This is a genomic window from Roseovarius sp. W115 (genome assembly GCF_032842945.2).
Lineage (GTDB): Bacteria > Pseudomonadota > Alphaproteobacteria > Rhodobacterales > Rhodobacteraceae > Roseovarius > Roseovarius rhodophyticola.
Genome location: NZ_CP146606.1, coordinates 2,670,147 through 2,692,820, shown reverse-complemented (window position 1 = coordinate 2,692,820; position 22,674 = coordinate 2,670,147). Strand labels below are relative to the sequence as shown.

The window sequence follows — 22,674 nt, the reverse complement described above, 5'->3', positions numbered from 1 at the left end:
GTCTGACCTCTCCTTTGGTTAAACGCCGGTCACTTCGACGCTGTTGTTTTCTTGAACCGTCACGCTACCCTGTTTTGCGATATGGCTTTCGACCACGTCCCAGATCTGCGGCCCTTCGGTGCCCTCATTCACGCTGGCCCAGCCAGCGACGACGTAAGATTTGGCAGGATCAATCGCCTCGCCAGTTTTCAGCAGTGTCATGTTGCTGATCCGGCTGCCTTGCGGCTTGCTGACATCAATGCTGTAGGCAAGACCGCCTGTACGCACCATATCGCCACCCTGTTGATAGTAGGGGTCCGGGTTGAAAATATTGTCAGCCACGTCTTCGAGAACAATTTTCAGAAACTCGCCCGTGAACTCGGTGCGATAGGCTTCGCCATAGCTCATCGAGGTGACGTTCCAGATGTCTTCGCGCGTGATGTCCTGCCCCGGTAGCAGGCTTGGTCCCCAACGCACACCAGGGCTTAGGGCGATGTCTGCCTCACGCTCAGATATCAGCGCTTCACAGATCAGGTCATCCCAAGTGCCGTTGAAATTGCCTCGCCGATACAACAGGCTTTCAGTTTGACCGATCACCTCTGATAGCTTGTCCTCATAGGGCGCGCGCTGTTCATCAATCAGTGCCGCCATTTCGGCATCTGGCTCAATCACGTCCGAGAAGATCGGGATCAGCTTATGTCGATACCCCATCATCCGTCCGTCCCGGATGTCCAGATCCACGCGGCTTACGAATTTCCCGTTACTGCCCGACGGCACAATGATCGTCTCCCCCGACAAGACCGGTTCGGGCAACGCATCGTGCGTGTGCCCAGACAGGATCACGTCGATGCCGCTCACAACCGTCGCCATCTTCTTGTCCACATCGAAACCGTTATGACTTAGCACGACAACACACTTAGCACCTTCGGCACGCACCTCATCCACCATTGCCTGCATGTTTTCATCGCGGATACCAAATGCGTATTCAGGGAACATCCAGCGGGGATTGGCGATGGGCATGTAGGGGAAGGCCTGACCGATCACGGCAATCTTAGTTCCGCCCCTCTCAAACATCTTATAGGGCGGGAACAGCTCGGTCGGCTCGTCCCATTCGGCATCGAAAATATTTTGGCCGAGCGCAGCAAACGGGAGGTTTTCGACAATCTCGGCCACGCGATCCGAACCCAGTGTGAATTCCCAGTGGAACGTCATCGCATCAGGTTGAAGCGCGTTCATAACATTGACCATATCCTGGCCTTCGGTGTGATAGCAGGTATAGGACCCGTGCCACGTGTCCCCGCCATCTAACAAGATTGCGTCCGGTCGGTCCGCACGCATGGCTTTCACCACAGTGGCAACCCGATCCAGGCCACCTACGCGGCCATACCCTTGGGCGAGTGCTGAAAAGTCACCGCTGCTTAAGGCGTAGTGACTGGGGCTTCCATCTTCAATGCCGTACAACTTGCGGAAATCTGCGCCGGTAACATGCGGCACCGCGCCTTTGTTCTCGCCAACACCCAAATTCACTGAAGGTTCGCGAAAATAGATGGGTTTCAATTGCGCGTGGATGTCGGTGACGTGAATGAGTGACACGTTTCCGAATGTCTCAAATTGCAACAGCTGGTCCTGTGTCAGCGCTTGTTGCGCCGCCAGACGCGCCCAGTTGCCAAAACCCGACGCCCCAACCAGTGCCGAGGCCGCCATGCCCACTTGCAAAAAATCACGACGTGAAATCATCGGATCATGTCTTTCTTTACATATGCGCATATTTGAATGTTATGCGCCGAATAAAGCCCCGCGCCATCAGACGCAGGGCCTTCGATTAAATCAGTTGCGGACCGACGGTGTTTCGATCGACAGGCCCTGCCCACGCGATGCCAGATACAGCTCCAGCGCCTTGAATTCAGGCCCACCCTCAGCGAACGGCGTGGCACGAATGTTCTTCATGCAACCCTTGAACCGGCCATGGATAGAGTTCAACTTGGCGTTTTTCAACCGGTAAGTTGGGAAGCCATTGATCTGACCCTGGCTCAGGTGGTCAGCCCGGATCATCACGCCGTAATTGTCCTCGTGGCAGTTCGAACAGGCCATATCGAGCTGACCTACGCGCGTATAGTAAAGCTCTTTTCCCTGCTCCCAGAAAGGCGCCGCCTCGCCGTCGATGGCAACGTTCATTGGCATTCCGCGCGACTGCAGTCCGATCAGAGCGGTCATCGCGGTCATATTGCCTTTCGACCATTCCCAGGCTTCCGCTTCCATGCGCTCAGTTCGGCAGGTGTTGATGAGTTCCTCCATTGCGACAAGCTCGCCGTTCTCGACGCGCGGCAGTTGCGTGCGCAAGCCTGCAAAGTCAGCCACATCTTCATGGCAGGACGAACAGGATTTGTTCGCGGCCCCTTCAACCTTGTCCCACAGATCCATCGCCTGTTCGACAAAGACAAAAGCCGGATTGTCGAAATCATCGGTTTCAAGCGCTTGCGTCTCAGCAGAGCGGAACCGCCAACCCGAATAAATCGTCTTCACGTTTTCCATATGCTCAGGTGCAGCGGTTTCCGTGACCAACTCTTCACCTTCGATGTTCAAAGTATTGCCGTCCTGCGCTGCTGCGGCTCCGGCTAGGCTAACCGCTGCAATTGTGACCCACTTTGCTAGGTGCATTCTTGTCCCTCCCTGGCAAGATCCTAAGTGCCGCTTTACGACACTTCGATCTTTTTGCTTTCGTCGTAAACCGACCCGTCATCATCGTACCAGGTGAAAGTAAATTCACCGGATTCAGGCACGACCGCTTCGAATTCGAAGAACGGATTGGTCGAAATCGCCGGCTCCAGCGTCACATCGATAACATTCTGGCCGTTAAAATCGGCTGTAAACCGATTGATGATCGAGCGCGGTATGATGTTGCCATCATCGTCCTTACGCTGACCACTTTCCATCTTGTGGCTGATCAGGGTTTTTATTGTGATCGTATCGCCTGCTCCAGCCGTCTTAGGGACCTTGACGCGGGGTTTCACACCTTTTGCCATGTTCTTTCTCCTCGTCTTTGGGTCAGCCGCCGCAGCCGCCGATAGTGACTTTCACGTTAGCCAACGCTTTCTGGAATGAGCCGTCTTCCATCTTGGCGATGGCAACAACATTCTGAGTCTGTGCCAGGCGAATTCGTGTCGACGCGCTGCGCGATGCGCTCAGCGGACCGAAGTTGAACGTCGCCACGTTCGGCACTGGATTGCCATCAGCAAACAGCGTGATTGCTATTGCTCCGGGGGCACTGACTTCAATCGGTACAGTGTTCCCGTTCTCTGCGATCTCAGGCGCAGTCAGGGTGATTGCCCCCTCGCCTAGATTGGCCCCACCGGTCAATTTGGCAATTTCATCGTCAGTCAGCGAAGCGAAGGCAGGAAATGCCCCCATCGCCGTTGCGGCAACACTAGCCGTGCTCAGCAAAAGCAAGTTGCGCCGTGTCAGTTGCATGTCGATCTCCTTGATCTCTAAAAGCTCACTAATCTTTGAGTGTTAGCAAATACGCCACTACATCCTCGACCTGTTGTGCGGTCAGGATCGACGTACCTGCAAACTCATCCAGCGGGCGCTCGTAGCCGCTGTCGACGTAGAAGGCAGGCATGATCGTGCCCTCAAACATCATTTTGGAATTCGTCACAATTCCGCGCAATTCCGCCTCGCTCCAACGACCGGCCACACCATCAATGGGCGGCGCAACCTCGCCATGAAAGGATTCCTCTGGCATGTCTGAATTAACATGGCACGCCAAGCAATTGCCCTGCTTGCGGTTTGAAAAAACAGCCCGGCCTGCTGCAGCATCCCCAGCCTGGCTCGTCAAAGACGCCTCTACAGCGCCATCATTGAATTGAACTTCCGTTGGCTTCACTGCCTCTGCATGGGCTGCAGTTGCGCTCAAGACAGCAAGTACAGCTCCTCCCAATGCGTTATTCATGCATCCTCCCTCGGGCGATTCTTGTGGGTCCCTCTTCAGCACACTATCGCACGCATTCAAGAATACGCAACAACAAATTCAATTACATGAATTTTTGTATTTGTTCGCATGCGCAGCATTTCTGGTAATATTACATCACAATAATAGACTTAGCTTTCTTCCTGTAGCCGCCGCGCATGGTATTTCTGAAACGGCTCATCACCCTCGTATCGTTTTTCCGCGACCCATTTCAGCATACTTAGGGTGGTGCCGCGCTGAAACGCTCCAGGCATGTTGGCGACCGCAACTTGCGAGGCGACTGCATCCTCGCTCACCTCTTTGGGAAAGAAATAGATACTCGGCGTAAACAATGCGCCCCAGCGTTTCACCATATCCTTTTCAGGTAAAACGGTGCCATCGAAGTCTGTGACCTCCACATCACCAAACATATTGATCTGGACGACAAAGAAGTTCTCCTCGATATACTTTTCGATCTCCGGTATCACAAAGACTTCCTCATGCATCTTCTTGCAGTAGATACATCCACGCTGCTCGATTATGATCATCAGTCGCTTGCCCTCGGCATTCGCTTCTTCTAGGTCCTCAGCCAGATCCTTGAACGTGTCGCGCATCCACGGCGCCTTGTGCAGCCCATCATCCCCGATCTCGGCCGCCTGTAGCTGCACACCCATGAACAGTGCCGCAATCGCAATCAGAAGTCGTTTCATCTCAAGTCCTCCCAGTTAGCCAATGGTGCTGAACCACGGGATGTTTTCCAGCATCCACTGCGCGATAATGTTGATGGAATTCGTGGCGATCAGGACGCCAAAAAGTACAAGCAGCGCGCCCATCAACTTCTCGATCAGCCCAAGGTATTTTCGGAACCGAGCCATCCAACGCATAAATGGCCCGATAAACAACGCCGCCGCCACAAACGGCAACGTCATTCCAAGCCCATAGACGAACAGCAGACCTGCCCCCTGGGCTGCCGTGTCTTGCCCCGCCGCCGTGAACAGGATCGCCGCCAGGGCCGGCCCCACACATGGTGTCCAGCCAAAGGCAAAAGCCAATCCAATCACATATGCTCCCAGCAGACTCACATTGCTGGTGTCACCTGCTTCGGCACGAAACTGGCGATAAAGAATACCAATTCGGATCACGCCAAGAAAGTGTAATCCCATCGCGATGATGATCGCCGCAGCCACCCAGCGCAGAATATCAAAATACTCTCGCACCATCTGGCCAAACGCCGTGGCGGTTGCCCCAAGACCCACAAAAACCGTGATGACACCCAAGGCAAAACAACTCGCGGCCAAAAAGGCACGCAACCGAACGGCACCGGAAACCTCAGCCTCAGCCGAGATTTGGTTCATCCCTACCCCAGCCAAATAACTAAGATAAAACGGTACAATCGGCAGAATGCAGGGCGATAAAAAAGACAGCAGACCTGCAATCAGCGCCCCATAAATGGTCACGTCAAACATCTGTGATCCCGCCGCTCTTTCTTGAAGTATTCAAATATTAGATTATGATAACATTTGAACTCGCGTCAATTGGATAGACATATGTTGCGATTGAAAGCACTGCTGATAGCCGCTCTTGCGTGGACTCCGTTGCCTACCTTCGCAGAGACATATCTGCTTATGGCGGAAGAGCAGGGATGCTATTGGTGTGCGCGCTGGAATGAAGAGATCGCACATATCTACCCAAAGACCGCAGAGGGCAAAACGGCCCCCTTCGCCGCTATGACCTACACAGTGAAACACCCAGTGCCGTTTTGAACAGCCGTGTGCACTACACGCCGACTTTCATCTTGGTGGAAGACGGACAAGAAGTTGGTCGGATAGAAGGATACCCTGGCGAAGATTTTTTCTGGGGGCTACTGACGATCATGTTTGAACGCGCGAATATCTCATTGGAACAAACGGGCTAATCCGATATGACACTTCACGTGACATCAGAAACCGACACTTCGACGGAGACATCCTCGAGTCTCCCAATCCTCGACGCCAATATGTGTGCTGAGGATATGGAGAAGATGATGCACAATGCCCAACGTGCTTCAAACTTCTTAAAAGCGATCAGCCACGAAGGTCGGTTAATGATCCTGTGTCACTTGGCCTCTGGCGAGAAATCCGTGACAGAGCTCGAAGATCTCCTGTCGGCCCGTCAGGCCGCTGTATCGCAACAACTCTCGCGCCTGCGCCTAGAAGGGCTTGTTACACCTCGTCGTAACGGTAAGGCGATCTACTACAGCTTGACAGATGATCGCCCAAAGAAAATCATGGAAGTCGTATACGACATGTTCTGTAGGGAAGACTGACCATAAATCTGGTGGCCTTCTCAGGCTTGAGGAGGTCGAGAATGCTGGAGACTTTGGGAGAAGCCAACGCTGCAACCCTGATCGGACTGATCGGTGGCATCGCCTTGGGATTGGCGGCACGAATTGGCCGCTTTTGCACATTGGGTGCCATCGAAGACATTCTTTATGGCTCTGATGATCGCCGGATGCGCATGTGGGGAATTGCCATCGCAACGGCCATCATTGGCACTCAGGCCGCATTTGCTTACGGTTACCTGGACGCTGCTGAAACCGCCTATCTTGACCGCGTCTGGAACCCGATCGGCACGATCGTCGGCGGGCTCATGTTCGGCTATGGCATGGCCCTCAGCGGCAATTGCGGTTACGGCGCGCTGGCGCGGTTGGGCGGCGGCGACCTTCGTTCCTTTGTAATCGTCATTGTCATGGGATTGTCGGCCTATTTTGTTATGTCCGGTCCGCTTGCGCATCTGCGGGTCACCCTTTTCCCGGTCGAAATAGGAGCAACGACCCCCCAAGGGTTTGGCCAGCTCGCCGAAACCGCCCTAGGTGTTTCCCCGACGATAACAGGACTTGTCATAGGTGGTTTGATCCTCGTCGTGGCACTTTCAAGCCGTGACATGCGCCAATCGCCCGCGCTGATCTTTTGGGGCGTCATCGTGGGCCTTGCCATCCTGTCGGGCTGGACCGGAACCTATTGGATAGCAATAACGGGCTTTGAAGCAGAACCAGTCGAGACCCACACATTCGCGGCACCAATAGGCGACACGATCTTCTACACCATGACCGCTTCAGGCAACACGCTCTCCTTCAGCGTAGGTTCAGTCGTGGGCGTCGTGATAGGCGCCGCCCTAGGCTCTTATTCCAAGGGGCATTTCCGTTGGGAAGCCTGCGAAGACCCACGCGAACTTAAACGTCAAATAACAGGGGCTGCACTTATGGGACCAGGCGCCATCCTCGCCGTGGGTTGCAGTGTCGGACAAGGCATATCAGCCTTCTCAGTACTTGCTTACAGCGCGCCGGTCACATTCCTCGCCATCTTTGCAGGCACATCGCTGGGCTTGCGCCAATTGATTGCAGGGTTCTCTCCAGCAGAGTAACCGGCGACAAAGGACGCAGCGACCTGCCAGAATGACAACAGTCGCTGGCTAGAAAACGCTGAAATCCTTCATCTCACTCAGCACTCAGAGAAACACCAGTGCTAGAGCGGCCATTGACTACATCATCGGTAGGTTTGTGTCGCAAAAACGGGGCGTCCAACAACTGTACTTTCCGAAATCCAAACCAATACTAAATTGTGGTCTTTTATGTGGTATTAATTTCTACTTTTCCTTAAACAGTTATACTTAACAGTATGATATATAGTAAGTATTAATCCCTGAGCTCCGCCACATCAATCGATATGACGCTTCTCGCCCGCCGTTGATGTCGCGAAGCGGCTTAAACCTTGTGCAGCATTCTGCGCAGCGCTTCGGGGTCATCGATTTTTGCTGTGCTGCCAGAAATGTGAACACCGTGCGGCTTTAGCTCTTTGAAGGTCCGCGACAATTGTTCCGGGCTGGTGCCGATCTTGGCGGCAATCAGAGCCTTGCCGAATGGCAATTGCATTGACGTGGGCGCAACTTCTTCAGACAGGTGTTCCAGCAAGAAAAGCGCCAGGCGTTCTCTCAGGGTCCGAGATTTCAGCAACTCGACCTCGTTCACCAACTCATGCAGTTTGATGTACACCGACGCCAATGCAGAAGAGAGCACTTCTGGATCTTCCTGCATAATCTCGACCACAGTCTGACCACTGATCGCAAAGACACGCACATGTGTCATAGCCTGTGCCGAGGCTGGATATGGCTTGTGAAGAAATGCTGGGGTCTCGCCGATGGTTTGGCCCGTCCCAAATGTTGAAATCAGCGTGCAAGATCCGTCTTGCTCAACCCGTTTGATCTGTGCCCATCCTTGCAGAACGAGATACAGAACTTCAGCCGGGCGCCCTTGATCAAAAAGGTATTCACCGCGCTTGAAGTCAGTAACACTGCCACGGGCAAGCACATGCTGAAACACATCCTCCGTCATGCTGGAGCACAACGCGGACTTACGAACGATTTGTTGTTCGGAATCGGTTAAAAACGCGACATCCATTGTCATTCTTCTCTTTGTGATGGTTCGCGCGGACGAAATGTGACGCACCTGAAAGGTTCAGAAAATCCGGCTTAGTGTCGCAGGCGCCAAAAATATATTTTCAATTATAGCCTGATTTTTGAGCTTTCTCAAAGATTAAGTGAGCGATTTCAGTATCGTGAACGCAGGGTGAAATCTAAAATTTACGACACCTGCGCCAATCTATCTTCGCGATTTTCTTCGATGTGATAGTTTGCGTGCGCCCTAAGCCGATGTGACGAGCCATGAGGGATGCGACTTGATGGGGTCTTACTTTGACATAGCCAAGCAGGCGGCGGTGTTGAAAAACATCCCTGCGCCTGAAGTCGAAGTGATTATGCAAAAATCCCTGATCCGCAGCGTCGAGCGCGGAGCATCGATCTATATTCAGGGTGAAGGTGCTCACAGTCTTTTTGTTGTGCTTAAAGGATGGGTCAAAACCTATCGCGTCACCCCCTGCGGCAACGAAGCTGTGGTCGGTATTTTCACGGAAAACGGCTGCTTCGGGGAAGAGGCCGCGCTCAGAGATCACTCATATGTCACCGGCGCTGAGGCCGTGTCAGACGCAATGCTGCTGCAAATTGACGGGCTCTATTTCGCTCAGGCGATTGAATCCGACCTCGCTCTCTGTCAGGCCGCATTGTCGGGGTCCATGGACCAAAATCGCGCGCTTGTTCAGCATGTCGAACAGCTGAAATCGCATACCGGGGCGCAACGCATCGCTGATTTTCTTCTGTCCCTCTGCAAATCGCAAACCGGATCCTGCACGGTGATCCTACCTTATGACAAGGTACTGATCGCCGCTTGGCTCGGCATGAAACCCGAATCGCTCTCGCGCGCTTTCAGGCGCTTGAAACCTTACGGCGTCAGCATTCAAAAAGATCATGCGATAATAGAGTCCATAGAGCGACTGTCTGAGTATGCAGATGAGGATCCCGCGGAGTCCTGGAGCACGCAACAGCGTTCCGAAACCTTATGACATCACAAGTTCTGCGCAATCGATCAAGGCCGGTATCTGCTTAAAGCAGCGCGTGGTAAACAACACCCGGTAATCATATCCTACCAGTCCAGCCCGCACGCGAGCATGCGTGAGCACATCCAGCGTCTCCGCCCGACTGCGCCCATGGATCATACAATAGAGCGTGTAGGGCCAGTGCTCTGACATAGGCTTGCGCTCGTCGCATTGCGTCACACCCGGCACGTCAATAAGCGCCCTGCCCTTTTCGCCGATGTCTTCAGGCGGCACGTTGAACACAACCTTTGCATTTGACCGCCACCCCAAGGAGCGACGCCGCACAATCAACCCGATCCGCGAGAGCACCCCCGCTTTGGCCAAAATGCGGATACGTCCCAATATGACGTCTTCGTCATGGCCCAGCTTATGCGCCAGGTTCTCAAACGGGCGTTCTACCGGCTCGATCCCTTCAGCCAAAGCCCGGATAATCGTGCGGTCCAAATGCGAAACAGGCACAGTGTCGTCAAACGGCTCCGGCACCGGTAAATCGCTGTTGCCGCCCAGATCGAACCCGAGATCAATGTTGAAAGGCTGTACCAAGCGCAGGTCAAGCAATTGGGTGCCCGTTTTGCGCTCGATCTCACCAAGAGTCTGGTCCACCAAACTGCGTGTCTGTCCAGAAACGGAAAACCAGATGTTCCAGGGATTTTCCCGCTGATAGACCTGATCAACCTCCCGCAACTCCGACAGCAGCCCGGCAAACTTATCGACCTGGTCTGCGCCCGTAGACATGGCCGCAAGTGTGCCCGTCGACATGGTCTCAGGTCGGCATGTTGCACCAATACAGCTTATGGCACCAACCTCAAGAAGTCCGCGCAAACGCTTAATAACATCGGGTTCTTTCAACCCAAGACTGTCTCCAACAACCTCAAACGGCCTCGGCACAAGCGGGAGCGCGCGTTGCCACGCATTCATCAACTGCCAGTCGAGATCATCTAGGGTCATACGGCCATCCATGTACCCAAGGGCACTCATCTGTTCCGGTTGACAGCAAAGACAATCGGCTGTCATGCGGCATGCCGGGCGTGTCAATCTGGCTGGGCAAAAACACGACTATGTCTTCACGCACTGTCTCCGTTTCGTTCAACATGGCTTTGAACCTGTACGGTTTGAGGTTCTCTGCTGCGACAGGTGGCGCGGGAGTGTACCACCCGTCGCGTCAGAGACATGCACAGCAGCAGGGCTTGGGAACGCGGGGAGACGCGTTTCAGCTCTTCAAACCGTACACGGGGTAAACAGATGCACAATCCTGGCTGGTCGGGAGGACCAAATTCAATTCATCGCACGTGCCAAGATCAAGCTTCATGCACATATTCTTGCACAACCGGGCGCCTTGATTTCCTTGACTTTTGTCAAGTTTCTCACCCTAGCCACAACGCGCAAAATGGCGCCAATCCGAACTTATTCCGCCGCGCGAGAACCCGAGCCCTCCATCATCGCAGGGGGAGGTCGATGAAGAATGTCGTGCCTTGGCCTTCGCTACTTTCATAGGTCAGAGTGCCTTTGAAATGCTCCACAATCTCGCGTGAGATGTTCATGCCAAGACCGGTACCACCGACCTGGCGTCGGTCGGACGAGTCGATCTGGCTGAAACGTCCAAATACCTTCTCTTCTGAACCCTGTGGAATTCCCTTGCCCCTGTCCTGAACGTAAATCCGGACACGGCTATCAAGCGTCATGCACCCTACGGTAACGATGTCACCCTGGTTAGAAAACTTCACAGCGTTGGAAATCACATTGGACAGCACCTGCATCAGGCGCATTTCGTCTGCCTCGACGAAAAGCCATGGTTTTTCGTCAAACTCCGGCATTAGCGTGACACGGTGCATGTCTGCAAAACCGGCATTTCCTTCTACGGCGTCGGTCAGGAAAACCTGAACGTTGAGAACCTCCATGCGGTAGGTCATCTCGCCTGCTTCCAGCTTTTGCAGGTCAAGCACGTCGTCAATCAGCCGCGACAGCCGGTCGCTGTTTTTACCGGCGGTTTCAACAATTGTTTGCATATTGGCAGGGATCGGTCCCAAAGCCCCGGTGTTCAGCAAATCAAGCGATACTTTGATCGACGTAAGCGGCGTACGAAGCTCGTGGCTGACCGTTGAGACAAACTGAGATTTGATCTTGTAGGCCGCTTTGGTGCGCTCATGTTCTTTGTGCAGCTTGTTCAGATGCGCCAAATTCTTGCGATAAAGTTTCAAAAACACGATCGAACAGTCGATCAGGAAATACATCACGAAGATAACGGTGAAGAAATGCAGCCACAGCTCGGAGGTCAGTGGTGGCCGTTCAACCCACAAATCTCGTACGACAATAATCACAAAGGAAACACCATATAGCGCCAGCCGGATTGCCAGGGCCATAACCAGCTGGTGGTTGTTCATCGCAGCGAAAAGAGCCGCTGCAAACAAGAAGAAGAGCGGTGTAAAGTGCCCCCGGATTCCTGACTGAATGCAACAGAGATGGCATAGATACAGATCGCAAGAGAACTCAGAACCGTATTCACGAGGATCCAGAAAAGACTGAGGTTGATTGCCTTGCGCTGGTGCACCTTGAGCACAGCCACCCTGCGCGCCAAGACAATGTCCTGCACTTCGAAAAACAGGATCAGAACGTAGAAAAGAAACGCGTTTAGCGGGTTGAAGTAAAACGCAGTTAACAGCGTCGCAGACAGAAAAATAGCTTGTCTCTGCCAGATCAGAGCGAAAGCCATCGCTGTGTAATCTTTGAGGTTTTGAAGAAGTTCGTCGTCCGGCCCAACCGCTTCCGGCTCTACGGCTTCTGCTTTTTTAGTGTCCGTGAGCGCCATGCCACCACATCTCTTTGCTCTGCTCTAGAGGCGTGATTTCACATATTTTGGCTAAGAATGGGTCCGCATTCCGGTCAGATTTGGGCAAATTTCATGACATGACGCGAAAGCTCAACAGAACACTTGCACAGGATTGGAAAAATAACCTTAAGAAAAGTACTTAAGCTTATGTTTTAAATGTATAATAAAACTATTAACTTTGGTTAACAGAGCCACTTGCTTGAATACTGTGTTCTGGTAGGCTTGACGCTGGGTGGTTTTGTCAGCGTAGCGATATGCGGCTTTTTGTGAGGGATACTCTATGCCGACCCGGATTTCTGTTCCAGACGTTGTATCAACAAATGACTGACACAATACAAACAGAGCGCGAAACCGGTGCGTCCGTGGCAAGCTCCCTGCCTATCGCGGCTCAGCTGGCGGAGAGGCCCGTGGGGCTTTTGAAATTCGCCAAGCTTGCCGGGCGCAACATGCTCGAAGTCATCCCAATTGAGACCACGACCCAAACTTATCTCAAGGGACCACTGAAAATCCACTATATCTGCGACCCCGAAATCATCACAGAATTGCTGGTTGGTGCCGGTCGCCGTTTCCCCAAGGCGCAGTTTACAAAAGACATTCTTGGCTCTGCTGTTGGCAATTCGATGATGCTGTCAGAGGGCGAGAAATGGAAAGCCCAACGCCGCCGCTACTCTCCTCTCTTTGCCGCGCGCAATCTGCCCATGCTATGCCAGCACTTTGCGGAAACCGGCAAAGAGATCGCTGCATCGCTGCGCGAGGGTCCTGGTTTTGTAGATGTCGCGCAAATGGCACCGGCCGCAACACTGACCAATATCTCGCGTGTAATCTTTTCAGGCAACGAAGAGGTCAGCGCCGAGCAGATCCGTGTCGGGCTGCGCAACTACTTTGAGTACATTTCAAACATCTCGCTTTTCGACGTCATGGGCTTACCAGCGTGGATACCGCGCAAAAAATGGTTCTACAGCAAAGCTCCGGTGACGGACATGCGCGCCCTCGCGCGTCAGGTGATTGAAAGCCGCCGTTCTGAGAGCCGCCCTATTCCGCTGGACTTCCTCGATCTAATGATTGCCGCCCTGGAAGAGGATTTCGAGGATATAGAAACCACTGTCGACAACTTGCTGACTTTTGTGGTCGCAGGCCATGAGACGTCGGCCAACGCCATGGCCTGGGGCGCTTATCTACTGGCGCTGCATCCCGAACAGCAAGCGGCGATTCACAAGGAAATCATAAACGTCTCTCCCAAAGAGCCGATCACCTATGAGGACCTTGAGCAAATGCCGCTCCTGCGCGCCCATACCAAGGAAACGCTGCGGCTGTATCCTTCGGCCGCCTTTTTTGCCCGAGATGCGGGCGATGACATCACGATAAAAGGCATCAAGTTTGCCAAGGGCGACGCGCTCTTCTTCCCAGTCTATTCCCTGCATCGCAACCGCATGCTTTGGGATGATCCAGATGCATACAAGCCCGAACGTTTCCTGGATAAACCCCCACCGCGCGGTCAATACATTCCCTTTGGAGACGGCCCACGGGTTTGTATAGGGGCGCAATATGCCGAAGCGGAAATGATGGTATTGATGGCGTCAATCCTGCGTGGCGTGGCGTTTGAGCTGGGCGATGCGCCTATTCCGCGCCCAGTGCTTACTTTCACCATGCGCGCCGATGGGCCCATCATGCTGCGCACACGGGCCTTGTGACCAAATAAAAACGGGTCCCGAAGGGCCCGATTTAACAAAGCGTTTCGCAATCATCTTTGAGTCAGATGTGTCGCGAAACTCTCTATTTCATGGAAAGATAGCTCTCTTCACCGAAAAGCTCCATCAGGACACGCTCATACATGCGCTTGCGTGGCACGGTGGCGCCGTCAGCGGTGACTTCAACATCAGCTTCTGCGCCTGACAGAACCGAGTTTTTCTCGCGCAAAGTCTCTTCGCGTTCTTCCACGCTGGTCACGGCGCGGGTCATGGCTGTGCTGGCACCGGAACGCGACAACGAACGCATCGAGATCGGCTCGCCCACCAGCACATGCACCCAGGCCGCTGCATGGCGTTCGCGCAGCATCACGCTGACATAGTTGTTGAGCTTTTCCTCGCTTGGGAATTCTGACGATGGCATTTCTTCGTGCACCACCACAAGGAACACGCCCTCGCCGCGATAGGAGAAGATGCAGTCAATCTCGGACGTGGCGCTTTGAATGCAATGCGCCGTGTCATGCACCACGCGGCGGAAACAGCCACAGCTGGTGATGTCGTAGAGGATCGATGCGTCCTGAAGCTTGATCGCAATGGCGTAAGAGTTGAACAGACGCCCCTCGAGAGCTGACCGACATAGTTGTCAAACTCAACATAGCGCAGGCACCGGTCCGCATCGTCAATGGTAAGCGGGTCTTCAAAATTGAACTGCTGGTTGTTCTCAAGCTCCTGCTTGAGAATTTTCACTGACCGCAGGCTCTTTTCCGTTTTCAAACGCTCTTTGACCAGACGACGCGCTGAATTCATACGGCCACGCAGATCCAGAAGGTCAAATGGTTTACAGACGTAATCTGTGGCCCCTGCCATAAAGGCATCATCCACATAGCTTCGCTCGCTCATCGCGGTCAGCATGATAATCGGAGTTTCCGAGTAATCAGGCAGCGCGCGGATGCCGCGCAACAGGACGATACCGTCCGTGTCGGGCATCTGAATATCCAAAAGCAAACAGTCAAACGGCGTGGTCGCCGCCTCTAGCGCGTCGATCGCACTTTCGGCAGAGTTGGCGACAGTCACGTTGTAACTGTCAATCGTGGTCAACGCCGTTTTCAACAGTTCAAGAATGCTGGGATCGTCATCCACGACCAGCACTTTGAGTTGCGGCGTCTTTTGTGCTCGATGTTCCAGTTTCTCCTGGAATCGGTTGTTCCCGTTGTTCTCGTTTTCCATCGCCAAAGCCATTCTTGTGAAGACTGTATGAGGGATGGGTAGTTAAAGAGTGGGTTGAATGTGAGGCGCAAGCGGGGTCTGTTTTGGATTTGCGCGCCTTATTTCCGCCATAATCGGCTTTTTTGTTTCGCTAATGTAAACAAAGTCTTTTTATTCGTAGAATTGGCCAGCAGTTGCCTTCAACAAATACCTCGCTCGGGAATTGTCCCGTTAACGCATTGGCACGGCACTCCCGATTGCCGAAACAACAATCCTTTCTACCTTTTGTCGGCACAAAGGCGACGTCATCCGATCAGAAAGGTGTTAAGAGTTCAGGCTGCTGGTGTTGAAGAGAACCGACTGGCTCTGCGTGCCTTCAATGTCGAACTTTGCGCCAATGGGTGTAGCCGATACATCCAGACGTCTTGCCCACCGCGCCCACACGTAGGGCACAATCCCCAGGATGAAAAGCGCGCCGTTTTCTTTGGCCACATCATTCATCGCCCCAAAGAGCATGCTTTGTACAACACGTCGACGCTTAGCTGGAACCGTTTCACTGATGAAGAACCTTGACGCTTCCCAGATACCCACTTCCACCGGCGCTTTGAAGAACAGAACATCGGTCGGAAGGTCTGGCAAAATTCCGGCTTGGGCGTCGCGAAGCATGTAGGTGTATATTCCGCATTTCGCATTTGTGGGCACCAAACGCACACCGCCGATGACCTCGCCAAATTCATGCAGCACAACCCAATGACAAAACGGCGTGTCATACTGGTCAAATTCGAGGCCGTCGTTTTGTGGCACGTGCCACTTTAGGCGATCGATAAAGATCTTCTTACGCGCCTCCATGTATTTCAACAAAAGGTCGCCATGCTCATGCATGTTCCGAAATGACATCGCCGTAGTTTTGATGTTACCGAGATCTTCGGTTGATGGCGGTTTTGATGTTTTGCGAACAGGCCGGATTTCGCGCGCAACGATGGGATCCGTCGTTTCGACAGGTGGCACTGCCGGCGCAAGCTCTGGCAATGCACGGCGTGCAGAAGCCGTTCCTATATTAGCACGTGCGTGTTTCATCCACCGCTCACAATCCCGCCCCAATTATGCCAGATTTCCACAGTTCCCTATGGGAAAAAACATGTGATTACGTCATTGTTAGGCGAAAAACGTCTGTGGCATGCAACTTTCACACAGTCTAGTGCCTTTTTTTAGCCACATTGCGATCAAATTTCCGGGAACACCGTTAGTAAATGCGGACAACAAAAGAAAAAATCCGCGCCATCAGGCGCGGATTTCATGCTGTTTCAGTGACGTAACGTCAATGACAATCGCGTTTATAGCGCTTCGCGATACCTCTGGCTCACAGATGATCGCGAAACGCCGCGCGACACTCAATCGTTACATGCGTTTCGCCTTTCACGGATGTCGCAGGCTAAAGGTGAGGCGCTTTAGGGCACAGTTCTAGTTCCCGTAGGCCACTGATGGAAGCCACGTGGTCAATGCCGGGAACTCAAAGACGATAAAGAGACCCAAGAGCTGCAGCAACACGAAGGGGATGATGCCCTTGTAGATGTGCCCCAGCGTGACCCCCGGCGGACAGACCCCCTTCAGATAGAAGAGCGCAAACCCAACCGGCGGCGTTAAGAACGACGTCTGTAACGTCACCGCCACCAGGATCGCGAACCAGACCACCGAAGGATCCCGCACCTGATCAAAGCCAGGCACGGCCAGATCCAGCGACAGAATGATCGGTAGCATCAGCGGCATGATGATGATTGTGATCTCAATCCAATCCAGCAGGAACCCAAGAAGGAACACGATGAAGAGAATGAAGAGCACTGTCATATACGGGTCATCAAAGGCCGACAGCACAAGGTGCTGAACGATCTCATCCCCGCCATAGCGCCGCAGCACAAAGGCAAAGAAGTTCGCCGCGAGGAAGATACCAACGATGTAACCGGCCGTGTTAAGCGTTGAGCGACTCACGTCACGCAAGACGGTCCAATTCAGCTTGCGGTTAAAGAGAGCCAGAAGCGTCGCCCCCATAGCACCCAGACCCGAGGCCTCGGTTGGTGTGGCAAAGCCTGCAAAGATTGAGCCCAGAACAAGCAAGATGAGGAACATTGGCGGCACAACAGCCAACAACACTTCTTTCACATCCTCCCAGGATACACCGTCGGTTTTTTCCGGCGCAGGCATCGCGCTTGGATTGATGAACCCGTAGATTACGATGAAGACAATGTAGAGAGCACCCAGGATCAACCCTGGAAACAGAGCACCCATGAACAGGTCACCCAGTGAAATCGCCAACTGATCCGACATGATCACAAGCATGATCGACGGCGGAATGAGAATGCCCAACGTCCCTGCCGAGGCAATCGTGCCCGTGGCAATTGGCTTGGAATAATTCTGTTTCATCATCGCCGGAAGCGCCATCACACCCAGAAGCGTGACAGAGGCCCCAATCACACCGGTTGACGCCGCGAGAATAATACCGATGAGCAGAACCGTCAGCGACAGGCCACCCCGCAAAGAGCCAAAGAGCTTTTGCATCGAATGCATCATCCGCTGCGCCACACCGGACTGATCCAGCATGAGGCCCATGAAGATGAACATCGGCAGGGCCACAAGCACCGGGTTCTTGACGATGTTACCAAACAATCGTCCCGATAACGCCTGAAGTTTTTGGTATTCTATTCCGGTCCGGTCGAAATCTATCAAATCACGGAGCTGACCTCGAAATGGATCGAGGAAAAACTCTGCAATCAAGACGAACACGAGACTTACGCCCACAAGCGCCATTGCCACAGGGATACCGCGAAATAGCATCCAGATAAATGTGCCGAACATTGCCATAACGGCAATTTCGTTCAGCGTCAGAAACTGACCGATAAATTCCAACATGTCCGCCCCCTCAGACCGCAGCGTCGTCGCGTGGGCCGCGATCCATCAACCGGGCAAGCCCGATCAACAGGATGGTGGCGACAAGCGTGATAACGATTGTGTATTTGATATCGTAACTGCCCAGCTCGAACTCATCAAAGAGCGGATGACGCCCAACCTGACGGGCATTCATCTCTTCTCCGCCAGTCAAGTAGACGAACCACCACAACGCATAAAAGATCGCGAGGTTGACGAGAAACATGGTTGCCGGAAATGCGAACAGAAGTTTCTTCCAGAGCACAGGGCGCGTGTATTGCCCAAGATAGCGTACAAAGGCGGACCATGTGGCAAAACCAATGAGCATAAAACTGGCATTCATGACCAGCTTCAGGATCCATAGATTGTGCAGCCCATTGGGGCTGTCCGAGCCCTCGTTGGCCACCACAGACGCAATCGCATAGTGCAAGGTCACGTCCCAGCACAGGATGATAAACGGTAGGAAAAGCCAGCCCAGCGCAAAGATATCCGTGCGCAGCTTCTTTTCCTTCGAGAAATTGTCATAGCGGATATCGACCCGCACATGGCTGTTGGTTGTGACCGCATAACCGATGCCCACAAGCACCGCAGCGCCGTAAAGCCACCATTGCAAATCGTCCATCCACGCTTGGTTGCCCGGTCCGATTTCCGACCGGCCCAGTGTCCGCAACACCACTTGAGCGCAGATCACCGCCATCAGAATGGGAAAGAGCCATGCAAAGATATTCGAAATCGCAACCGTCAGCCGATCGCCCGTGTTGTGATGTTCTCGTCCGACCTCACCCGGATCGGTAATGGCAGCGATTTCTTCTGCGGATTGCATGTGGCGTCCCTCCTCAAGGCAATGTCGCCCGGCACACCGCCTCTCCCCAGACGGCCTTTAGGCAAAAGCCAGGGCGGCGCATTGTGCCGCCCTGACCAGATGTGTCAAAGCAAACCGCTTAGTCGCGTGGACGCTTCAGGTAGATGTTGTTGTTCCACACTTTGTAGCCTGCGCGGAACTCTTGCAGGTCGTCCCAGACTTCCTTGAAGTAGGCATCTTCTGCGGCCAGTTCACCAGCCACTTCGTTCCAGGCACCTTCAAAGGCGGCCAGCATCTCAGGCGACCACTGTTTGATGGTCACACCGTTCTTTTCAACGTTTTCCTGCATCGCGGCAAAGTTGGTGCCTTCACCTTCCGCATAGTTGTCAGTGATGTTGGCCATGCAAGCAATGCTGATCTGGTTCTGGGAAATCTCGTCAAGATCTTCCCAGCGGTCCTTGTTGATCAAAAGCTCAAACAGCGTCGCAGGCTGGTGCCAGCCGGGGAAGTAGTTGTACTTCGCGATGTTGTAAAAGCCCAGACGCGCGTCGATGCGGGGCATCGAGAACTCTGTCGCGTCAATCGCGCCACGCTCCAGCGCCGGGAAGATGTCCCCACCCGCCAGAAGCGACGTGGACACGCCCAGTTTCTGCATCACTTCGGCGCCAAGGCCGAAGAAGCGCATGTTCAGACCCTCAAGGTCGGCCAGCGAGTTGATCTCGTTTTTGAACCAGCCCGATGTTTCCGGCGCGATGATGCCGCATGGAATGACGTGGACGTTATAACCATTGTCATCATACATGCGCTGGAACAGTGCATGACCGTCGTCATACATCATCCAGGCCAGGAATTCGCCCGCTTCTGGGCCAAATGGTACGGCCGCAAAAAGCGACGCGGCGGGGATTTTGCCCTGCCAGTAGCCTGCGGTGGTATAGGCGGCATCAACCGACCCGTTCGAAACAGCGTCAAGCGCTTCCAACGCCGGAACAAGCTCACCTGGATCAAAATGCTCAAACTCAACTTCAGTTGAGATCGAATTCACTTTTTCAGTAAAGCCAACAGCAGCCGTCCCGAGAATCGGCAGGTTTTTCCCGAAAGCAGATGTCATTTCGAAAGTTTCCTGCGCGCTCGCTGCGCCAGTCATTGCGATGCTCGCAGCCGCCGCGGCAGCGAAATTACGGATTTTCATATGTATCCTCCCAGAGTTTCGTAAGGCCCATTGGACCGGCGGTAAAAGATTCTTACCAATTCGGCTCGTATAACAGGGTGACCTCGCGGTGTTAATACCCAGTCCTACGTAGAGAACCACTATGGCTCTTTGATTTGAATCAAGACAGCATAGCTTGCTATCTCACTGATGCAGCCCCTAAAATGCACCGGTTCAAAATGAACTTGAAAGCATGAGCATACTCCCGTTCAAGTTCCGGCGGGGATCACGTTTCAGTAGATGCGAGTCACCTGCTCTCCTGATACCTTGATTTCTTATGTAGCATCCTCCTTTTGTCGCAGATTGAGATTTGAACATCATGCCCACAACATCATGCCGCCTTGATCTAAGTCAGGGTCGCGGTGTCACAGCCCTTTCAACTGATGTTTGTCTAGCAAAGCGATGAGCGTTTTCTTGGCCTCCTGCCGATGGGTGCGGTGGCGAGCACGCGCGCTTTGTGCATTGCCTTCGCGGATCGCGCGATACACCGCACGATGGTCTTCGTTCGACTGAAGCGGTTTGGGGCGTATGTAAAGTGTCGAAGCCCGCGCGCGGCGCACCTGATCTTGCATCCTATCCACAATCGTCTCAATCCGGGTATTGCCACCAAGCCGGACAAGCTCTGCATGAAACCGCTCGTCTGCGGCCGCCCACGCCACCAAATCCTGCTGTGCCAGGGCCGCGTCCATCGCATCAATTGCATCGGCCAGCGCGACCAATTCGGTTTCATGGTATCCGGCGCGCGCCGCGTTTTCAGCCGCCAGGCTTTCGAGCTCGGTCAGCACCTCATATATTTCGCGCATATCTTCGGCCGACACCGGAACAATGCGAACACCGCGCCGAGGCCTGACTTTTACCAAGCCCTGACTTTCCAGCGTCAGAAGCGCCTCGCGGACAGGTGTCCGTGACATGCCCATTCGCTCGGCCAGTTCTGTTTCAAGATGGTCCGAACCCGCAGTCAATTCACCGGAGAAAATCAACTCACGCAATCCCATGAGCGCTTTTTGATAGTTCGATTGTGGTTCAGCTCGTGTCATTTGGCCCTCAAATCGATCTTCTGTCCCAGCTTCGCCGACGCATAGACCGCCTCTTCGATTTCAAGCACATTTAGATAGTCAGGCGCGGTGTTCTCCAATGCGCTGCCAGAATTTAGACCAGCAACGACATGCTCTTGCAGGGCATGCACGCAATCCCCGCCAAACCCGCTCCACTCATCTGGTCCAAGTATGACCTGCCCCTCAAGTGCCCCTTGGGCTCGGACACTCACAGCCCCATCGCCAAACAGGCTCAGCGCCCCATCAGTACCCTCGATCAATGCCTCGCCCATGGTTCGGCGCAGATTGTCAGCGGCATGATCCAGATGCCGGTTCCCATCAAAGAGGGCCCGCGCACCATTTGCATATTCAAACAGGATGTATCCTGCATCTTCTCCGTCTATAACGGGGTTGAGTTTGCGCAAATCCGCATAGACCGAGACCGGGTCGCCAAAGAGATACCGAAACGTATCAATCCAGTGCACCGCCGTTTCATGCACCAAAAACCGCGGCATCTTCTGAAAATAGGGCTGGCGATCGAGATAGGCCCGAGGCCCCTGCCCATCGCCGGGCCGAAATCGAAACGTCGCTTGATGAAACTGGCCAACCGCCCCGGCGGCAAGCGCGGACTTGATCGCGCGATACCACGGTTGGAACCGAAAATTCTCGTGTACAATGAGCGTCACACCCGCAGACTCAGCCCGATGTGCAATATGCCGCGCCTCGGCCAGCGCACGGCAAAAGGGCTTTTGGCAGATGATGGTCTTCACCCCATGCGCAATCGCCTGTTCGATAGCGGCGGCATGTGCGTTGGGCGGCAGGATGATGTCCAACACATCCGGATCCGCCTCGTCCAGCATCTGGCCCAGATCGTCATAGGCCGGAAGCCCCGTGGCCGCCGCCTTGACCAGATCCATGTCGCAGGACCCCACAAGCTCCACCTCAGCCATCCGCGCCCAGCTGTCATAGTGAAACTGCGCAAAATACCCCGCACCGAGGCAGGCCACGCGTATGCGACCCGCGCCGCTCATCCTGCGTCCAACGCAGCCATCACAGCCTGTGCGGCATCTTGCGTGCCTGCAGTACCGCCCAGATCACGGGTCAACACATCTCCACGCGCCAAGACCTGATCCACCGCAGCCTGCAACCGCGCGCCATCGGCCAAAAGAGCCGGATGATCATGTTTTACACCCAGCCAATCCAGCATCATCGCCGCCGACAGGATCATCGCAAAAGGATTGGCCACCCCCTGCCCGGCAATATCCGGCGCCGAACCATGACAGGGCTGAAACACTGCGTGCTCCAACCCGATATCAGCCGACGGCGCGACACCCAGACCGCCCATGATCCCGGCACCCAGATCAGATAGAATGTCACCGAACATGTTCTCTGTGACCAGCACATCAAAATCCCAGGGCCGCTGCACCATCCAGAGCGCCATCGCATCCACATAAGCGTGGCCCGATGCAATCTCCTGATGCCGCGCCGCTTCGGCGTCGAACATCTCGCGGAAGAACGCAAAGGCGCGGAACACGTTCGCTTTGTCCACGCACGTGACAAGGCCAGCCCCCGCCCCTGCGATTTGCGCTGTGCCGCCAAGGCAA

At 54.0% G+C, this 22,674-nt stretch carries 26 protein-coding genes; 5 read left to right on the top strand and 21 right to left on the bottom strand.

The genetic code is table 11. The features are described from left to right. Positions 1-18 precede the first annotated feature (18 nt). From soxB to RZS32_RS13605, 7 genes are all read right to left on the bottom strand, one after another. Positions 19-1,716 carry a thiosulfohydrolase SoxB gene (gene soxB, locus RZS32_RS13635; protein ID WP_317057518.1) on the bottom strand — a complete coding sequence of 566 codons (1,698 nt, stop codon included), beginning with the start codon at positions 1,714-1,716 and terminating at the stop codon, positions 19-21. A gap of 90 nt (positions 1,717-1,806) precedes the next feature. Beyond that, entirely contained in the window at positions 1,807-2,637 is an 831-nt protein-coding gene (soxA, locus tag RZS32_RS13630; protein WP_317057517.1) for a sulfur oxidation c-type cytochrome SoxA, read from the bottom strand. Positions 2,638-2,672: 35 nt separating this feature from the next. After that, positions 2,673-3,002, bottom strand: a complete 330-nt coding sequence (gene soxZ / locus RZS32_RS13625) for a thiosulfate oxidation carrier complex protein SoxZ (protein WP_317057516.1) — start codon at positions 3,000-3,002, stop codon at positions 2,673-2,675. 22 nt (positions 3,003-3,024) lie between these two features. Then, the gene (gene soxY / locus RZS32_RS13620; protein WP_317057515.1) at positions 3,025-3,447 is read right to left on the bottom strand and encodes a thiosulfate oxidation carrier protein SoxY; all 423 of its coding nucleotides are present in this window, start codon (positions 3,445-3,447) and stop codon (positions 3,025-3,027) included. A gap of 28 nt (positions 3,448-3,475) precedes the next feature. Then, complete coding sequence (gene soxX / locus RZS32_RS13615) at positions 3,476-3,928, bottom strand: sulfur oxidation c-type cytochrome SoxX (RefSeq protein WP_317057514.1); 453 nt, start codon at positions 3,926-3,928, stop codon at positions 3,476-3,478. A 149-nt stretch (positions 3,929-4,077) separates the two neighbouring features. Beyond that, a complete protein-coding gene (locus RZS32_RS13610) occupies positions 4,078-4,635 on the bottom strand; it encodes a thioredoxin family protein (RefSeq protein WP_317057513.1) in 558 nt (185 codons plus the stop codon). A gap of 15 nt (positions 4,636-4,650) precedes the next feature. Then, positions 4,651-5,391 carry a cytochrome c biogenesis CcdA family protein gene (locus RZS32_RS13605; protein ID WP_317057512.1) on the bottom strand — a complete coding sequence of 247 codons (741 nt, stop codon included), beginning with the start codon at positions 5,389-5,391 and terminating at the stop codon, positions 4,651-4,653. Positions 5,392-5,472: 81 nt separating this feature from the next. Here RZS32_RS13605 and RZS32_RS13600 point away from each other — a divergent pair, with 81 nt between their 5' ends. From RZS32_RS13600 to RZS32_RS13590, 3 genes are all read left to right on the top strand, one after another. Then, positions 5,473-5,688, top strand: coding sequence for a hypothetical protein (locus RZS32_RS13600; RefSeq protein WP_339106674.1), 216 nt, complete (start codon positions 5,473-5,475; stop codon positions 5,686-5,688). 233 nt (positions 5,689-5,921) lie between these two features. Then, positions 5,922-6,230 (top strand): ArsR/SmtB family transcription factor, encoded by a 309-nt coding sequence (locus RZS32_RS13595; protein ID WP_422395970.1) that lies wholly within the window; start codon positions 5,922-5,924, stop codon positions 6,228-6,230. A gap of 41 nt (positions 6,231-6,271) precedes the next feature. Further along, entirely contained in the window at positions 6,272-7,327 is a 1,056-nt protein-coding gene (locus RZS32_RS13590; RefSeq protein WP_317057509.1) for a YeeE/YedE family protein, read from the top strand. Between the two features lie 340 nt (positions 7,328-7,667). Here the strand turns inward: RZS32_RS13590 and RZS32_RS13585 are convergent, their stop codons facing one another. Next, the gene (locus tag RZS32_RS13585; protein WP_339106673.1) at positions 7,668-8,366 is read right to left on the bottom strand and encodes a Crp/Fnr family transcriptional regulator; all 699 of its coding nucleotides are present in this window, start codon (positions 8,364-8,366) and stop codon (positions 7,668-7,670) included. Between the two features lie 274 nt (positions 8,367-8,640). On the opposite strand from RZS32_RS13585, the gene RZS32_RS13580 reads away from it, so the two are divergent. Then, on the top strand, positions 8,641-9,357 hold the full coding sequence (locus RZS32_RS13580; protein ID WP_317057507.1) for a Crp/Fnr family transcriptional regulator: 717 nt from the start codon (positions 8,641-8,643) through the stop codon (positions 9,355-9,357). Here RZS32_RS13580 and RZS32_RS13575 read toward each other — a convergent pair. The 4 genes from RZS32_RS13575 to RZS32_RS13560 form a co-directional block, all read right to left on the bottom strand. Then, positions 9,352-10,338 carry an Lrp/AsnC family transcriptional regulator gene (locus RZS32_RS13575; protein WP_339106672.1) on the bottom strand — a complete coding sequence of 329 codons (987 nt, stop codon included), beginning with the start codon at positions 10,336-10,338 and terminating at the stop codon, positions 9,352-9,354. The two genes, RZS32_RS13580 and RZS32_RS13575, sit on opposite strands and share 6 nt — an antisense overlap. Next, complete coding sequence (locus RZS32_RS13570) at positions 10,325-10,483, bottom strand: hypothetical protein (RefSeq protein WP_339106671.1); 159 nt, start codon at positions 10,481-10,483, stop codon at positions 10,325-10,327. Before RZS32_RS13570 ends, RZS32_RS13575 begins: the two co-directional genes overlap by 14 nt. A 343-nt stretch (positions 10,484-10,826) precedes the next feature. Beyond that, positions 10,827-11,750 (bottom strand): sensor histidine kinase, encoded by a 924-nt coding sequence (locus RZS32_RS13565; RefSeq protein WP_339106670.1) that lies wholly within the window; start codon positions 11,748-11,750, stop codon positions 10,827-10,829. A 17-nt stretch (positions 11,751-11,767) separates the two neighbouring features. Further along, positions 11,768-12,196: a hypothetical protein gene (locus RZS32_RS13560; RefSeq protein ID WP_339106669.1), complete on the bottom strand. Its 429-nt coding sequence runs from the start codon at positions 12,194-12,196 to the stop codon at positions 11,768-11,770. Between the two features lie 341 nt (positions 12,197-12,537). Between RZS32_RS13560 and RZS32_RS13555 the strand changes: the two genes are divergently transcribed. Then, the gene (locus RZS32_RS13555) at positions 12,538-13,908 is read left to right on the top strand and encodes a cytochrome P450 (RefSeq protein ID WP_317057504.1); all 1,371 of its coding nucleotides are present in this window, start codon (positions 12,538-12,540) and stop codon (positions 13,906-13,908) included. Between the two features lie 82 nt (positions 13,909-13,990). Here the strand turns inward: RZS32_RS13555 and RZS32_RS13550 are convergent, their stop codons facing one another. From RZS32_RS13550 to RZS32_RS13510, 9 genes are all read right to left on the bottom strand, one after another. Beyond that, the gene (locus tag RZS32_RS13550; RefSeq protein ID WP_339106668.1) at positions 13,991-14,326 is read right to left on the bottom strand and encodes a hypothetical protein; all 336 of its coding nucleotides are present in this window, start codon (positions 14,324-14,326) and stop codon (positions 13,991-13,993) included. Continuing rightward, positions 14,272-15,129 (bottom strand): response regulator, encoded by an 858-nt coding sequence (locus RZS32_RS13545; protein WP_339106667.1) that lies wholly within the window; start codon positions 15,127-15,129, stop codon positions 14,272-14,274. The genes RZS32_RS13550 and RZS32_RS13545 overlap by 55 nt, the downstream gene beginning before the upstream one ends. A gap of 303 nt (positions 15,130-15,432) precedes the next feature. After that, positions 15,433-16,185, bottom strand: coding sequence for an acyl-homoserine-lactone synthase (locus RZS32_RS13540; RefSeq protein WP_317057502.1), 753 nt, complete (start codon positions 16,183-16,185; stop codon positions 15,433-15,435). Between the two features lie 384 nt (positions 16,186-16,569). Continuing rightward, on the bottom strand, positions 16,570-18,012 hold the full coding sequence (locus RZS32_RS13535; RefSeq protein ID WP_317057501.1) for a TRAP transporter large permease: 1,443 nt from the start codon (positions 18,010-18,012) through the stop codon (positions 16,570-16,572). A gap of 10 nt (positions 18,013-18,022) precedes the next feature. Beyond that, positions 18,023-18,850, bottom strand: coding sequence for a TRAP transporter small permease subunit (locus RZS32_RS13530; RefSeq protein WP_317057500.1), 828 nt, complete (start codon positions 18,848-18,850; stop codon positions 18,023-18,025). Between the two features lie 118 nt (positions 18,851-18,968). After that, on the bottom strand, positions 18,969-20,018 hold the full coding sequence (locus RZS32_RS13525; RefSeq protein WP_317057499.1) for a TRAP transporter substrate-binding protein: 1,050 nt from the start codon (positions 20,016-20,018) through the stop codon (positions 18,969-18,971). Positions 20,019-20,401: 383 nt separating this feature from the next. Next, the gene (locus RZS32_RS13520; RefSeq protein WP_317057498.1) at positions 20,402-21,073 is read right to left on the bottom strand and encodes a GntR family transcriptional regulator; all 672 of its coding nucleotides are present in this window, start codon (positions 21,071-21,073) and stop codon (positions 20,402-20,404) included. Then, on the bottom strand, positions 21,070-22,101 hold the full coding sequence (locus RZS32_RS13515; protein ID WP_317057497.1) for a Gfo/Idh/MocA family protein: 1,032 nt from the start codon (positions 22,099-22,101) through the stop codon (positions 21,070-21,072). The genes RZS32_RS13520 and RZS32_RS13515 overlap by 4 nt, the downstream gene beginning before the upstream one ends. Continuing rightward, positions 22,098-22,604, bottom strand: a complete 507-nt coding sequence (locus tag RZS32_RS13510) for an isocitrate/isopropylmalate family dehydrogenase (RefSeq protein ID WP_339106666.1) — start codon at positions 22,602-22,604, stop codon at positions 22,098-22,100. Before RZS32_RS13510 ends, RZS32_RS13515 begins: the two co-directional genes overlap by 4 nt. Between the last annotated feature and the right edge of the window lie 70 nt (positions 22,605-22,674).

Coding starts and splice junctions, on each gene's coding strand:
- soxB (WP_317057518.1), bottom strand. CDS start 1,716: ATGATTTCACGTCGTGATTTTTTGCAAGTGGGCATGGCGGCCTCGGCA.
- soxA (WP_317057517.1), bottom strand. CDS start 2,637: ATGCACCTAGCAAAGTGGGTCACAATTGCAGCGGTTAGCCTAGCCGGA.
- soxZ (WP_317057516.1), bottom strand. CDS start 3,002: ATGGCAAAAGGTGTGAAACCCCGCGTCAAGGTCCCTAAGACGGCTGGA.
- soxY (WP_317057515.1), bottom strand. CDS start 3,447: ATGCAACTGACACGGCGCAACTTGCTTTTGCTGAGCACGGCTAGTGTT.
- soxX (WP_317057514.1), bottom strand. CDS start 3,928: ATGAATAACGCATTGGGAGGAGCTGTACTTGCTGTCTTGAGCGCAACT.
- RZS32_RS13610 (WP_317057513.1), bottom strand. CDS start 4,635: ATGAAACGACTTCTGATTGCGATTGCGGCACTGTTCATGGGTGTGCAG.
- RZS32_RS13605 (WP_317057512.1), bottom strand. CDS start 5,391: ATGTTTGACGTGACCATTTATGGGGCGCTGATTGCAGGTCTGCTGTCT.
- RZS32_RS13600 (WP_339106674.1), top strand. CDS start 5,473: ATGTTGCGATTGAAAGCACTGCTGATAGCCGCTCTTGCGTGGACTCCG.
- RZS32_RS13595 (WP_422395970.1), top strand. CDS start 5,922: ATGTGTGCTGAGGATATGGAGAAGATGATGCACAATGCCCAACGTGCT.
- RZS32_RS13590 (WP_317057509.1), top strand. CDS start 6,272: ATGCTGGAGACTTTGGGAGAAGCCAACGCTGCAACCCTGATCGGACTG.
- RZS32_RS13585 (WP_339106673.1), bottom strand. CDS start 8,366: ATGACAATGGATGTCGCGTTTTTAACCGATTCCGAACAACAAATCGTT.
- RZS32_RS13580 (WP_317057507.1), top strand. CDS start 8,641: ATGGGGTCTTACTTTGACATAGCCAAGCAGGCGGCGGTGTTGAAAAAC.
- RZS32_RS13575 (WP_339106672.1), bottom strand. CDS start 10,338: ATGACCCTAGATGATCTCGACTGGCAGTTGATGAATGCGTGGCAACGC.
- RZS32_RS13570 (WP_339106671.1), bottom strand. CDS start 10,483: ATGTTGAACGAAACGGAGACAGTGCGTGAAGACATAGTCGTGTTTTTG.
- RZS32_RS13565 (WP_339106670.1), bottom strand. CDS start 11,750: ATGGCCCTGGCAATCCGGCTGGCGCTATATGGTGTTTCCTTTGTGATT.
- RZS32_RS13560 (WP_339106669.1), bottom strand. CDS start 12,196: ATGGCGCTCACGGACACTAAAAAAGCAGAAGCCGTAGAGCCGGAAGCG.
- RZS32_RS13555 (WP_317057504.1), top strand. CDS start 12,538: ATGACTGACACAATACAAACAGAGCGCGAAACCGGTGCGTCCGTGGCA.
- RZS32_RS13550 (WP_339106668.1), bottom strand. CDS start 14,326: ATGCCATCGTCAGAATTCCCAAGCGAGGAAAAGCTCAACAACTATGTC.
- RZS32_RS13545 (WP_339106667.1), bottom strand. CDS start 15,129: ATGGAAAACGAGAACAACGGGAACAACCGATTCCAGGAGAAACTGGAA.
- RZS32_RS13540 (WP_317057502.1), bottom strand. CDS start 16,185: ATGAAACACGCACGTGCTAATATAGGAACGGCTTCTGCACGCCGTGCA.
- RZS32_RS13535 (WP_317057501.1), bottom strand. CDS start 18,012: ATGTTGGAATTTATCGGTCAGTTTCTGACGCTGAACGAAATTGCCGTT.
- RZS32_RS13530 (WP_317057500.1), bottom strand. CDS start 18,850: ATGCAATCCGCAGAAGAAATCGCTGCCATTACCGATCCGGGTGAGGTC.
- RZS32_RS13525 (WP_317057499.1), bottom strand. CDS start 20,018: ATGAAAATCCGTAATTTCGCTGCCGCGGCGGCTGCGAGCATCGCAATG.
- RZS32_RS13520 (WP_317057498.1), bottom strand. CDS start 21,073: ATGACACGAGCTGAACCACAATCGAACTATCAAAAAGCGCTCATGGGA.
- RZS32_RS13515 (WP_317057497.1), bottom strand. CDS start 22,101: ATGAGCGGCGCGGGTCGCATACGCGTGGCCTGCCTCGGTGCGGGGTAT.